The organism is Anaerococcus jeddahensis (genome assembly GCF_001182725.1).
GTDB lineage: Bacteria > Bacillota > Clostridia > Tissierellales > Peptoniphilaceae > Anaerococcus > Anaerococcus jeddahensis.
In genome coordinates this window covers 531,057-544,600 of record NZ_CWHU01000005.1, presented here as the reverse complement: position 1 = coordinate 544,600, position 13,544 = coordinate 531,057, and the positions used below count along the sequence as shown (strand labels likewise).

Sequence of the window (13,544 nt, the reverse complement as noted above, 5' to 3'; positions counted from 1 at the left end):
TTTTAAAAAAATTAATCAAGTAATTTTTTGTAGAAATTGTCAATAAAAATAGCTCCAATTGGGGCTGTTAATAAAATCCCCAAAACTGCCATTGATAAAATTATATCCCCACTAGAAAGTCCATTTGCAAGAGGAACAGCTCCTATAGCTGCTTGGACTGTTGCCTTTGGCATGTAAGAAAAAACTGTAAATAATTTTTCTTTTTTATTTAAGTTTGACCCTGCAATTGAAATTAAAGTTCCACATGATCTTATAATCAATGCCAAAAACACCATTATTACTGATAAAAATCCAAGTTTTGTTATATATGAGATATTTACCTCTGCCCCAACCAAAACAAACAATAAAATCTCAGCAAAAATCCATAATTTCCCAAATTTTTCAGAAAGTCTTAAAGAAACTTCATCATCTGCCTTGATTTTAAATACGCAACTCATAGCAATAACTGCCAAAAGTCCAGAAAAGGCAATTTTTGATTTTAATAGACTTTCCATTGCGACTAATAAAAATGAAAGTGCAAGAATTATAATAACTTTTGTAGAATTTCTAATCATATCGTCTTTTTTATAAAAATATTCAAAAACAAGGTATAAAATAAAGCCAATAATAGAGCCAAATAAAATTCCCAAAATTATAGAAATTGGTACATTAAAAAGGGAAATTAAACTTACATCTTCCCCCTTTGCCATTGACAAAAATGATGAAAATAAAACAAGAACAAAAATATCATCACAAGATGAGCCTGCAAGAATCATTTGAGGTATTGATTTATTTACTCCTCTTTTTTCTTCGATTAATTTTACCATCCTAGGAACTACAACTGCTGGCGATACTGCTGCAAGAACTGAACCCATCAAAAGTGCATCAATTGCTCTGATTTTGAAAAAAATTCTTGCAAAAATAAAATAAGCTAATATTTCAAAACTTGCTGGCAAAAATGATAAAAGTATGGCAGATTTACCAGCTTTTTTCAAATCAGAAATATCTAAAGAAAGTCCAGCCTTAATTAAAATAATAATCAAAGCAATTTGCCTAAGCTCTGCTGAAATGCCAAGTGTTTTTGAATCAAGTAAATTTAGAACGTGAGGTCCCAAAATAATTCCCGTAAAAAGCATACCTATCAAAGCAGGTATTTTTAATTTTTGACAAAAAAATCCAAATATAAGTCCAAAAATAATAATTAAACCAAGTGATATTAACATAATTCCTCCTTTTGGGACAAAAAAACTGATGAAATCTGTCCCCTAATAGTAACAGAAGTCATCAGCATAAACGCGGTTTTAGAAAAAAATCTAAGGGAGAACTTCATTCCCTTTAAGTATTATAAATTTTTTTATATTTTTAGTCAATTTTTAATTTTAATAAATTCTTTAAACTCGTCCAAATCTTTTGCCATAAAAAATGGATTAATCAATAATTCTTTTTCAACACTTGTTGGAAGGCTAGGAAGGCCCTTTGAAATTTTTTCCTTGGCTTCAATTATTGCATCATCCATTATTTTATCCTTAATAATTCTTTTTGAAGATTTTAAGCAATCAATTGTATATTCGTGGGCTGGATAAATCAAAGTATTCTTATCCAAATTTTTAATCTTTTGAACGGATTCAAAAGAACTTTGGTAATCACCTGTAAATACCCTACCGCATCCAGAAGAAAAAATTGTATCCCCACAAAATAAATTATTTTCAACCAAATATGAAATATGCTCTTCAGTATGGCCATTTGTTTTTAAAACTTTAATCTTATATCCAAAAATTTCAAACTCATCTTCATCTTTTAAAGTTTTATCATTTAAATTTTCAGTTTCACTTGGTCCATAAACTATTGCTTCTTTAAATTTTTCCTTCAATTCTTTTACTCCACCAACATGGTCCATGTGCTTATGAGTCAAAAAAATAGCATATAAATTTTTATCTTTCAAATATTTAAAACAAGGTCTAGCCTCGCCCGGATCAATTAAAATTACATCTTCTCCCTTTTCAATTGTCCAAATATAATTATCTTCAAAAGCTCTAATAAAATTAATTTTCATAAAAACTCCTCTCAAAAGATTTATACCCAAAAATTAAAATAAAAAAAAGTAGGCAAAAGCCTACTTAGACTGTTGACAAACTAAATTTTCACCCATTTCGAGCGAACGTAGTGAGTCGAGAAATCTCATGAGATCTCTCCATGCGTTCGTTTCCTACTTAGACTGTTGACAAACTAAATTTTCACCCATTTCGAGCGAACGTAGTGAGTCGAGAAATCTCATGAGATCTCTCCATGCGTTCGTTTCACTCACTTAGTCGAGATGGTACTTAGCTTATTTTTATTTCAAAATAAAATATTATCTAAATTCATACCTTGTCTACGCTCTGAGTAGGCAAAAGCCTACTTTAAAAAACTATTTATTTTCTTTTGTAGCATCATTTCCAAGAGCGAAAAATTTCTTTCTTATTTTTCTTCCAGTTTCTGTTCCTGCTATTCCACCAATTCCTGTTTCCCTTAAAGCTTCTGGTAAAGTTGCTCCAACTTCTCCAGCTGCCTTACAAACTTCATCAAATGGAACAATACTTGTGATTCCAGCCATAGCCATATCTGCAGATATAAAGGCATTTACAACTCCCGATGCATTTCTAAATGTACAAGGATATTCTACAAGTCCTGCAATTGGATCACAAACTAATCCTAAAACATGTAAGAAAGCAAAACTTGCTGCATGAAAACAAACTTCTGGGCTTTGATCATAAAGAAAACATGCTGCAGCAGCTCCCATAGCCGCTCCCGATCCAGTTTCAGCTTGACATCCGCCCTCAGCTCCTGCAAAAGATCCATAATATCCAATTATTTTTCCAATTCCAATTGCAGTAAGCATAGCATCAACCATTTTTTCATCTGAAAATCCCTCTCTTTTTTTGAGAGAATATAAAATTGCTGGCAAAATTCCAGAAGATCCTGCGGTAGGACTTGCAACAATTTCTCCCATGGCTGCACTAATTTCAAGAGTTGAAAAAGCCATAGCCATAGCTTCTGTAACAAAAGAACCTGTAATAGATTTTCCTTCTTTAGAATAAGCATTCATTTTTTTGGCAAATCCATCAATCATTCCCATGGCAGTTTTTGTTTCATGATTTAAATTTCCTGTTGCAGATTCTTCCATTACCTTAAACATTTCAGTCAAATTAAATAAAATATCATCCTTATTAATTTGCGATGATTTTAATTCTTCTTCAAGAACTAAATCTTTTATGTGAAGACCTCTTCTTTCACATTCTTCTATAACTTCTCCTGCTTTTCTAAACATTATCTAACCCCTTCTATATAATTTGCATAATCGTATCTTTTATTATTAATAATTTCTTCAATTATACTTTTTTCAAGTTTTTCATTTAATTCTACAATTAAAGTAACCTCTTCATCAGCTTTTACTGTTTTCATACTTTCAATATTATAATCATTGGTTGCCAAAAGTTTACTTACTTCATAAATTACACCCTTTTGTTCTCTATACCTTAAAATTATTGTTGGGAATTTTCCATTATAAGAAATTGATACGTTGTTAATTTCTATAATTTCTATATTTCCTCCACCGATTGATGATCCGGTAACTGATGAAGTAGTTCCGTCTGGATAATAAAAAATAATTTTTGCAGTATTTGGATGAACAGGTCCCAAATCATCTTTTATAAAATGATATTCAAGACCTTTTTCGTCTGCTATTTTAAAAGAATCTCTAAGTCTTTTATCATTTGGCCTAAATCCCAAAACTCCCGCAAGAAGCGCCTTGTCAGTTCCGTGTCCCTTGTAAGTTTGAGCAAAAGATCCGTGAAGATGAAAATCCACCCTAGTAAAACCATCTTTAACAATTGATATAGCAACTTGTCCAATTCTCGCAGCTCCCGCTGTGTGAGATGAGGATGGGCCAATCATAATTGGTCCAATTATATCAAAAACACCATATTCTTTCATAAAACCTCCATTTTATAATAAAAACCTTTGCATAAAGCATTTAATAAATTTCTTCTTATTATTATCCTACTCGTTTTATAAAAAAAATAAAAGCCAAGAAAAATTATTTTGCAAATTTTTCAAAATAATTTCACTTGACTTCAATTAGATTTAATTTTTTAAAAATATAATAATTTAAAATAATCGAAAAATTATATAAGATTCCTGCCAAAATAAAATATAAATATCCTGGTAATTTTTTTAAGAGATCTGTAAAAATTGGACTATATGATAGGTAAGCATAATTTAATCCAAATTTCAAATTAATAAGCTCTGTAATTATCAAAAATATATTTACAAAAATAAATAAAAATTTCAAATTTCCCCTATTGAGTCTCACCCCATCAACTACTAGAAAAAACAAGGACACCCAAAAAACTAAATAATGGGTCAAAAAGAAATTTACATACATAATATGTGGCCAAGAATATGGACTCAAATCTGGATAAATCATTCCAATTAAACCACCAATTAGTCCCCAAAAAATAGTTAAAATTTTTAAATTTTTATTGTTAAATAACAAGGCAAAAAATCCACTATAAATACTCACCCTGCAAGTATAAAGAGGAAGGGCCTCGCTGATTGTGTCATGTCTAATAAATGATAGAAAAAATAAAAAACTTAGCTGTTGAAAAGCTAGTAAAAATATAAAAGAATTTCTTAAAATCTTATAAATTTTTTTATTTTCTCTAATATTTTTTCTATACCTATACATCAAAAATCCCATAAATATCATAAATGAAAACAAGAAAAGATGTAGAGAACCATATGAATTAAAGACAAAACCGTCTTCTTTTTTTCTAAAAAATACTTCTATAAAATCTTTCATTAAAACTCCTGAATTTTCTTGTTATTATATAATAATTTTTTATTTACGTCCATAAGTTATATTAAAAAACTCTTAAAAAAATTTAAGAGTCTTTCTTATTTATATTATATTTTATAAAAGTTTCACTAATTCTTTTACCTAAATTTTGCATAGCATCAAATTGAGGACCCGAACCATGATTTACCGGATTTGGATACTGGCTTAAAAAAGAAATAGCAAAAACTTCATCATTAACACCTATAATTGCAATATCATTTTCAACACCTTTATTTGGAATTTCACCAGATTTTGAAAGGCCCTTGGCCTCTTTTGGTAATTTTCCTAATAATTTAAAATTTGATGTAGAATTATTTTCAGCCATAGCCTTCATTAGCTTATTTGAATGGTCTCTATTTACAAATTTTCCCAAATAAATATCTCTAAGACCCATATTCAAATCATTGGCCCTAGCAATATTTTCCTTTCCATCATGGAGCATTTTTCTATAAAGGCCAGTTTTATTTTCACCAGTAATTTTTTTAATTGTAGAACCAAGATTTTGACTTGCTAAGTTCATATCATTATTTCCAATTAGATCAATTAACCTGTTTGCTGACTCATTGTTAGAATCTCTTAGCATCAAATAAATGTCATTTTCAACATTTTTTTCATCCAAAATCCCTTCTTCAACTTGCCTGTATGCCTCAAGGGCAATAAAAAATTTAATAGTTGATGCAGCAGGTAAGCTTTCTTTTTGAGGATTTGAATTCTTAAAAATAGAAACTTTAGAATCACCTTTCAAAGAATCAACAGCAACCTGCCAATCCCCTTCCAAATTTTGACACTCCTCGTCAATAATTTTTTCAATTTCCTTAGAAAGCTCATCATTATTTGAAGATTTTTCTTCTTTAGTATTTTTAGTTTTATTTTTTACAATATTTTCATCAAGGTCTTCATCAGATTTATACAAATTTTCAATCTTATTTAAATATTTGTCAGATTTAAAACCAACTACCTTCTTATTTTTATATACTTTTTCAGACTTAGAAACTTTCAAAGTAAAAGCAAAAGTTGAAATAAAAATAGCTATAAAAATGCTTATCAATATTTTTATATTTTTTTTCATAATTTCCCCATTACTATATATTCTAGTTTTATGCTAGCTTAAAATAATAATGCTGTCAAATAAAATGAAAATATATAAACTATTTATTATCTTTATCAAAATTTATGTAAGCTTCAGATATTCTTTTTCCTAGATTTTGCATCGCTATAGCTTGATTACCATATTTATGACTAACAGGGCCAGGATGCTCACCCATAAATGAAATTGCAAAAACACTATCCCCAACATCAATTATAGCTGCATCATTTTCTATTCCCCCATCAGGATACTCACCAGACTTATTCAAACCCTTTGCACCTTTTGGTAATTTTCCCAAAAGCTTAAATTTAGATGTAGTAGTATTATTTGACATAGCCTTAATCATTTTTTTAGAATGATCTTCATTTACAATTTTCCCATCATAAATTGCAATTAAACCTTTGTTTAAGTCCTTAGCTCTAGCAACATTATTCTTACCTCTTTGATTCATTTTTGTATAAAGGCCAGTTTTGTTTTCGCCAGTAATTTTATAAATAATTCTACTAACATTTTTACTAGCCTTATCCACACTATTATCGCCAATTAAATCGATTAACCTATCTGTAGATTCATTATTAGAATTTCTAAGCATAAGGTAAAGATCTTCTTCAACATCTTTTTCAGCTAAAATCCCCTCTTCAACTTGCCTATAAACTTCAAGACCTATAAAAATTTTTATAGTTGATGCAGAAGTTTGATTGATATTTTTAGGAGAAGACTTTCTTTCAATAGAAATATTTGATTTTCCCCTTATACTATCAACAGCAACTTGCCAATTCCCATCTAAATTTTCAGTTTCCTCTGAAATAATTTTATTAATTTCTCTATAAAGATAATCATCTTCCTTATTTGAATTTTTATTTTTAATATCATCAGATATAGAATCCTCATCTTTTACCTTAAAATCATCTAAATCATAGATCATTTCGATTTCATTTAAATATTTATCAGATTTAAAACCAATTATGCTATTTTTTCGAGATGCCTTCCTGACTTTATTATTTTTAATCTCACTATCTGCCTTAGAAAAATTTAAAATTGAAGTAAAAACAAAAACAATTAAAACAAAGGTAAAACTAGATAATATTTTCCTATTTTTATTCATAGTCCCCCCCAATATGTAATGCTAGTTTAATGCTAGACTATAAACAAATATGTGTCAAATTTTATTAAAATATAAATTTTAAAAAATATTTCTATAAATAATGAAGTTATCTCTTACCAAATTTCTAGTATTTTATTTAAACTTATATTATAATCTAATCAACAAGGAGAGCTTATGGAAGAGAAAAGAAAACTTAAATTTATTTTATATGCCTTTATACTTTTGTTAGTAATTGGAGTGGTTGGATACATGAAATTACTAAAAATAGATTTTGTTGATGCCTTATACATGACTGTTATCACTGTATCAACAGTAGGTTTTACTGAGGTTGGCACTACCAGCAACCAATCTGAAATTTTTTCAGTATTTATGATATTTTTGGGCGTTGGTATAGTTGGTTATGCATTTACTACAATTGTTGCTATGTTTGTTGAAGGAAAATTTGCTGATTTATGGAAGGGAAATAAAATGGAGAAAAAAATTTCTGCTCTAAGTGATCACTATATAATATGTGGTTCTGGAGAGCTTGCAGAAGTTATCATTCAAAAATTTATAAAAGAAAATTTGAATTTTGTCGTTATTACAGATAAACGTGATGACCTTGACGATTATAGTCACCATAATATTTTAGTTGTTGAAGGTCATTCTACAGAAGAAGAGATTTTAGAAGAAGCTGGAATCACAAAAGCCAAAGGACTTATTTCAACTCTAGATTCTGAGGTCGACAATATTGTAACCGTCCTTACGGCAAGAAATCTAAATAAAAAAATATATATAATTGCAAATTCCATAACAAAATCTGGAAGCAAAAAATTATTAAAAGTTGGTGCAAATAAAACTTTGTCAGCTGTTGAAATAAGTGGTAAAAGAATGGCATCTTTAATGATAAAACCAAATATAATTTCATTTTTGGATGTTGCTACAAAAATCGGTGATGTAGAACTTGACCTTGAAGAAGTTATTGTAAATAAAGATTCTTACCTAGATAATAAAAATTTACTTCAAGCACAAATTCCTAAAAAAACTGGACTTATTGTTCTAGCTATAAAAAAGATTGAAGACCAGACCATGGTTTTCAATCCACCAGTAGATTATACATTTAAAATAGGAGATGTTCTCATTGTTCTTGGAAGAGAAGAACAAGTGGACAAATTAAGACATCTGGGTGATGAAATAAAATAAGGCTATTAATAAATAATAGCCCAGACTGTTGACAAACTAAAAATTTACCCATTTAGTACTATAAAAGTGTAAGTAGAAAAAACTTTCTACCTACACTTTTTTTAATATAATGAAGGTAACAGACGCAGCCCATTTGGGATAATACACCCGTACTCGAAACAGTCTGCTACCTTCCATTATCAAGAATTCGATTAAGCAGGTTGGGTTAATACACCCGTGTAACGAGCTAAACTGAGTGGATAATTGTGTAGGTAGATAAAAATTTATTGGAGGTATTTATGATTTCAATAGGAATTGATGTATCAAAATCTAAAAGTACAGTTGCAGCCTTAGGATTTGGGAAAGAAGTCATCTTTAAACCATTTAATATTTATCATGTAAAAAATGATGTAAATAAATTAATTGCTAAAATTAAATCTTTAGATGAAGATGTAAAAATAGTTATGGAAGCAACAGAAATTTATCATATTCCTATCTTAATTAGTTTAGTAAATGAAGGATTTTTTGTAAGCGTAATAAATCCATTAAAAATGAAAAGATTTTGCCAAGCCTTAAGTTTTAGAAATGTAAAAACAGATAAAAAAGATGCTATACACATAGCTGAATATGGTTTAATGAACTGGAATGATCTAATACAATTCAAAGAAGATAAAGAAGAATATGTAAGATTAAAACAATTAAACAGATCCTATCAACATTACCAAAAACTAAGAATAAATCACTTAAACTATTTAGACAAAGAAATAGAAAAAAGACATCCAGGACTAAAAAAACTAATCCCCCATGCAAATGGTAATTATCAAAAAGATAAACTAATAGACTTTGTAGAAAGATGGACTAATAGTGAAAAGATATTAAAAAGAAGTCAAGAGCAATTTGTAAATGATTATGAAAAATGGGCAAAGAAAAAGGGATATCATCCAAACGCACAAAAAGCAATAACCATTTACCAAAATGCCTTAGAATCAATCCCAACAATCTCATCTAGTAACTCAAAAATAGATGCGAATGTCCTAGACTCGATTGAATTTCTAAGAGTAATAAACAAAACTCTTAATAATATTCTATCACAAATGAAAGAAATCGCCACAGAATTAGAAGAATACAAAATAGCAAAAGAATTTTCAGGCATAGGAGAAAAATTAGCCATACAAATAACAGCAGAGATAGGAGATATAAGAAAATACAAAAACAAGAAAAGTCTAATATCATTTGTAGGAATAGATTCACCACCATATCAATCAGGAAACTTTAGTGCAAAACAAAGAAAAATATCCAAAAGAGGAAATCCAATCCTAAGAAAAGTACTATACATGGCAATGTTATGTATGAAAAAAGCAAAAGATGAAAGCAATTCGGTATATAAATATATAATAAAAAAAGAAAGAGAAGGCAAGGCAAAAAAAGTATCAAACATAGCAGGAATAAACAAATTTTTAAGAATATATTATGCGAAAGTAATGGAGGAAAAAAACAAGGAAGAATTACTAAAAGCTGCATAAAAAAATAGAAAAAAAAAGCCCAAACAAGAGGGCTTATTTCCTATGGTCAAATTTAGTAATAAAATTATTTGATTTTTTTAAAAAAAGACTTGATTTTTCCTAGCAGGTTTCGAGCGAACGTAGTGAGTCGAGAAATCTCATGAGATCTCTCCGTGCGTTCGTTTCACTCACTTAGTCGAGATGGGTTATAGCGTAATTTTATTTTTGAATTATTAATAAATTATTAAACTGACTTTGTATACGCTCTTAGGCTATTAATAAATAATAGCCTTTTTTCTATAAAAACTCTTCCCTAATAATTTCTGACATTTCAACAAATTTTTCCCTATAAATATAGTGACTTCCTTCCATTAAATAAATCTTTCCATTTTGATTGTTGAAGGCATTTTTTGTTTCAATATATCTCCAATTCTTATCCTTATCTTCTTTTTTTGCAAGAAAAAAGATTTTTTTTATATTTTTAGGATAATATAAATCTTTTATTTTACTCCAGTTTCTTTCAAAATTTAAGCCCTCATTCAAATTATCTTCATTTGCAAAATCTCTGTATAACCTATATCTTATTTGTGATTTTACTTCATCACTATAGTAATTATTATTTGCCATAAACAATTCCGGCTTAATAATTGATAAAAGTCTTATAAATCCAAGCCTATTTGATAATTTTCTAAGAATTGGAAAAAATTTATTTCCAGTATATTTTAGTTGATTTGGAACCGAAGTGTCCATTCCAATAAAACCAACAACTTCATCTTCATACCTATTTAAATAATAAATAGAATAAATACCAGATATCGAGTGAGAACATAAAATATATTTTTTAATACCCAACTTTTTTATAACTTCGTGCAACTCAAAAGTAATATTTTCTACACTTCTAGAATTTCTACAAAAATCCGAATCCCCATATCCAAAAGGTTCAATTGCAATAACATGAAAATTTTTAGAAAGTTCATCAATTAATGGCAAAAAATCAAGCCCAGGAGCTATAGTTCCATATCCAGGATTTAAAATTATTATTTTTTTATTTTCTATCCCTTTTTCAACTATATTGATTTTTTTACCCTTTATTAATATCTTATTCCCGTAGCCAATTATCTTATTTTTTTCCCTTAATAATAGAAATTTATTAAGAGAAAAAGTTAAAAAAATAAAAATAAATAAATATAATATAAATTTAAAAATAATCATATTATCACCAAAAAAAGTAAATCTTCTAAATATTTTATACCCAATATTCGGCTTTTTATATTTGATTTTAAATTTAAAAATTTATAATTAATCCTAATAAACCCAGCCTTATTTTTATAAATTTTTAATTAGAAATTTTATTTTTATATAATAAAAAAAGTGATGAGCAAAATAGCTTTGCTATTTTGCTTCATCACATTTTATCAAAAAATTATTTTATTTTTTTCTTTTTTTACTTACAAATAATCCACCTACAGCTGTCATTAAAATTCCCGCTACACATTCTACAGATTCAATGCCAGTTTGTACATTTTTGCCTATTTGACCTAGGCTCTTAGTATTATTTGCTTTGCCTTTATTATCTGGATTATTTGCTTTAATTATTTTTGGTTTTTGACTATGTCTGTCTTGATCTGGGTTTGGAGTTGCTTTCTTATCTTTCCAGATAGCTTTTATTTCTATATCTTTATCTAATATTATTTCTGTTCCTGCTGCTACTTCTTTGCCATTTACTTCCCATGCTTTGAATTCTTTGTTAGCTGGGGCTTTGAAGATATTTGCAGATAAGATATATTTTGAACCTTTCTTTAGGGTTGCGCCTGTCATTTCACCAGATCCACCATTAGCATTGTAGTTTACTTTTACTGTTTCTTCTGATGGTGTTGTGCCTGGGTTCTTGTCTTTCCATTGAGCTACAACAGTTACATTTCCTTCTACTGTAATTTCGTCGCCTGGTTTTTTCTTTTCGTTTCCTATCATCCAGCCGTCAAATTCTTTACCTTCTGGAATTTCAAATCCATTTTCAGGTAAGTTATAGGTTGAGCCTTTTTTAATGGTTTGTTCTTTCATTTCACCATTTCCACCATTTCCATCGAAGCTTACTTTCACTTCGTCTTTAACTGGTGGTTCTGCAGTTTTATCTTTCCATTGAGCTACTACTTTTACATTGTTATTTACTGTGATTTCGTCGCCTGGTTTTTTCTTTTCGTTTCCTATCATCCAGCCGTCAAATTCTTTGCCTTCTGGAACTTCAAATCCGTTTCCTGGTAATGTATAGGTTTTTCCTTTTTCTAGGGTTTTTTCGCTAATCTTATCTTCAATAGCTGGTGCGTTTGAATCTACTTGGTTAATGTCAAGATCTTCTTCATGAACTACAGGTGCAGCCATTAATAGTCCCAGCATACAAGATACTAGGCCTATTGATAATTTCCTTGTTGCATAGATTGGTTTTGTATTTTTATCAAGAACCTTTTCCTCGAATTCAAGTTTTATTTTTTATATTTTTTCATATTCTCCTCGGTCTTTCTTTTGCATTTTATTTATATCTATATTTTTTAATATTATACCTTATTTTGTAAATTTTTTAAACAACATTGTTAAATATATAATCATTATTATTATAAGAATTTTTGACTATTTAAGTAATATAATTATTTTAATTTATCTGACTAATCTATATCTAAAAGTTTTTTCTAATATTATTAGCTCTCGTGTATAAAGCTAATAAAAAGAGCAGCTATTAAGCTACTTTTAAAGAAATTATAAAATGATTTTTTGACTTATTCTTGTTTTTTTTATTATTTTTTTATTTTCTGATATGGTTATAAATATTATTTTATAAATCAAAACTACCAGATTAACTTGTAATTTTACCTTTACCTATAAGGCGTGAATACTGACACTTTACTATTGGGCTTGTCCAATATTCTATCACTCGCACCTATTTTTCTACTAGAGCTTTAGCGGTTTTTTATTTGTTATTATTTATTGACTCACTAAAAAAGGGATAAGTTTACTCCTTATATTTTTTTGTTCTGTATAGAAAGCAAGACTATTTGACAAAGATTCGTAAAATAGAACCTCAGAGTTTTTTTATCGAAAAAGCTTCGAAATATTTCTATTTCATTTTCTTATTCTATAAAAGTCTATAGCATCTTACTTTTGAATCAAACTACCTTGGCCGACATCTCCTGTTAAATCCAAGATAATCCATGCACTAGTTCCCGCTTCGACCTTATGCTTGCCCATATTGGCTCCAAGTGTTGTCTCAAATGTTGAGCTGTTACTGCATTCAAAAACATCGAGAATTGTAGTTGTGATATCCTTGCCATTTGTAGTAACTGTAACTGTATCTCCTTTTGCAAATTCACCACTTATAATCTGAGAGGTAGCAACGAATCTATTTTTGTATGCTTTTGCTCTTTTTAGTCCAACATCAAATGCTTTTGGTGCAATGGAAATACACTTATCTGCCTTGGCTATATTTGCATAATTGGAACCAACATTTTCTATAATCTGTGCTTGCTCTTTTTTCATTGAATTAATCATCTCTTTAATTTCATCTACTGTCATAAGCTTTAGTGGATCCTTTGTTTTTAAAAGATAATCTGCTCTATCAAAGCCATCAGTGCCCATCTTTTCTTCCAATATTCAGTGATATTGAATTGACCACGGATCATTTTCTCACAATCACCACAGATTTCTCCATCATCAACTAGCACGCTGCTAAATAACTTCAATTCATTGCCGCATATTGGACATAATTTTTTTTCTTTTTTACCAAATAATTTCATAATTGTCTCCTTTTATTATTTGATTATATTAAGTTATTAACTTTTCTTT

General features: G+C 28.8%; 13 protein-coding genes and 1 riboswitch. Of the genes, 2 read left to right on the top strand and 11 right to left on the bottom strand.

Annotation, left to right across the window (positions count from 1 at the left end):
* Positions 1 to 11: 11 nt before the first annotated feature.
* From BN2087_RS05640 to BN2087_RS05610, 7 genes are all read right to left on the bottom strand, one after another.
* Positions 12 to 1,202 carry a cation:proton antiporter gene (locus tag BN2087_RS05640; protein WP_049690854.1) on the bottom strand — a complete coding sequence of 397 codons (1,191 nt, stop codon included), beginning with the start codon at positions 1,200 to 1,202 and terminating at the stop codon, positions 12 to 14.
* A gap of 45 nt (positions 1,203 to 1,247) precedes the next feature.
* Positions 1,248 to 1,322, bottom strand: a riboswitch (Fluoride riboswitch).
* Between the two features lie 23 nt (positions 1,323 to 1,345).
* On the bottom strand, positions 1,346 to 2,032 hold the full coding sequence (gene gloB / locus BN2087_RS05635; protein ID WP_049690853.1) for a hydroxyacylglutathione hydrolase: 687 nt from the start codon (positions 2,030 to 2,032) through the stop codon (positions 1,346 to 1,348).
* Positions 2,033 to 2,386: 354 nt separating this feature from the next.
* On the bottom strand, positions 2,387 to 3,286 hold the full coding sequence (gene sdaAA, locus BN2087_RS05630; RefSeq protein ID WP_049690852.1) for an L-serine ammonia-lyase, iron-sulfur-dependent, subunit alpha: 900 nt from the start codon (positions 3,284 to 3,286) through the stop codon (positions 2,387 to 2,389).
* On the bottom strand, positions 3,286 to 3,951 hold the full coding sequence (gene sdaAB, locus BN2087_RS05625; protein ID WP_049690851.1) for an L-serine ammonia-lyase, iron-sulfur-dependent subunit beta: 666 nt from the start codon (positions 3,949 to 3,951) through the stop codon (positions 3,286 to 3,288). Before sdaAB ends, sdaAA begins: the two co-directional genes overlap by 1 nt.
* A gap of 130 nt (positions 3,952 to 4,081) precedes the next feature.
* Entirely contained in the window at positions 4,082 to 4,819 is a 738-nt protein-coding gene (locus BN2087_RS05620) for a YwaF family protein (RefSeq protein WP_049690850.1), read from the bottom strand.
* Between the two features lie 82 nt (positions 4,820 to 4,901).
* Positions 4,902 to 5,924 (bottom strand): serine hydrolase, encoded by a 1,023-nt coding sequence (locus BN2087_RS05615; RefSeq protein ID WP_049690849.1) that lies wholly within the window; start codon positions 5,922 to 5,924, stop codon positions 4,902 to 4,904.
* Between the two features lie 79 nt (positions 5,925 to 6,003).
* Positions 6,004 to 7,047 carry a serine hydrolase gene (locus tag BN2087_RS05610; RefSeq protein WP_049690848.1) on the bottom strand — a complete coding sequence of 348 codons (1,044 nt, stop codon included), beginning with the start codon at positions 7,045 to 7,047 and terminating at the stop codon, positions 6,004 to 6,006.
* Positions 7,048 to 7,221: 174 nt separating this feature from the next.
* Here BN2087_RS05610 and BN2087_RS05605 point away from each other — a divergent pair, with 174 nt between their 5' ends.
* Both BN2087_RS05605 and BN2087_RS05600 read left to right on the top strand, forming a co-directional pair.
* Positions 7,222 to 8,229, top strand: a complete 1,008-nt coding sequence (locus BN2087_RS05605; RefSeq protein ID WP_049690847.1) for a potassium channel family protein — start codon at positions 7,222 to 7,224, stop codon at positions 8,227 to 8,229.
* Positions 8,230 to 8,507: 278 nt separating this feature from the next.
* A complete protein-coding gene (locus tag BN2087_RS05600; RefSeq protein WP_049690226.1) occupies positions 8,508 to 9,731 on the top strand; it encodes an IS110 family RNA-guided transposase in 1,224 nt (407 codons plus the stop codon).
* Positions 9,732 to 10,007: 276 nt separating this feature from the next.
* On the opposite strand, the gene BN2087_RS05595 is transcribed toward BN2087_RS05600, so the two are convergent.
* The 4 genes from BN2087_RS05595 to BN2087_RS09475 all read right to left on the bottom strand — a co-directional run bounded on the left by BN2087_RS05595 (position 10,008) and on the right by BN2087_RS09475 (position 13,495).
* On the bottom strand, positions 10,008 to 10,922 hold the full coding sequence (locus BN2087_RS05595; protein WP_049690846.1) for an alpha/beta fold hydrolase: 915 nt from the start codon (positions 10,920 to 10,922) through the stop codon (positions 10,008 to 10,010).
* 216 nt (positions 10,923 to 11,138) lie between these two features.
* Complete coding sequence (locus BN2087_RS05590) at positions 11,139 to 12,104, bottom strand: InlB B-repeat-containing protein (protein ID WP_049690845.1); 966 nt, start codon at positions 12,102 to 12,104, stop codon at positions 11,139 to 11,141.
* Between the two features lie 753 nt (positions 12,105 to 12,857).
* Positions 12,858 to 13,337: a hypothetical protein gene (locus BN2087_RS05585; protein ID WP_245190849.1), complete on the bottom strand. Its 480-nt coding sequence runs from the start codon at positions 13,335 to 13,337 to the stop codon at positions 12,858 to 12,860.
* Positions 13,298 to 13,495, bottom strand: coding sequence for a DUF4428 domain-containing protein (locus BN2087_RS09475; protein ID WP_245190847.1), 198 nt, complete (start codon positions 13,493 to 13,495; stop codon positions 13,298 to 13,300). The genes BN2087_RS05585 and BN2087_RS09475 overlap by 40 nt, the downstream gene beginning before the upstream one ends.
* Positions 13,496 to 13,544: the final 49 nt, after the last annotated feature.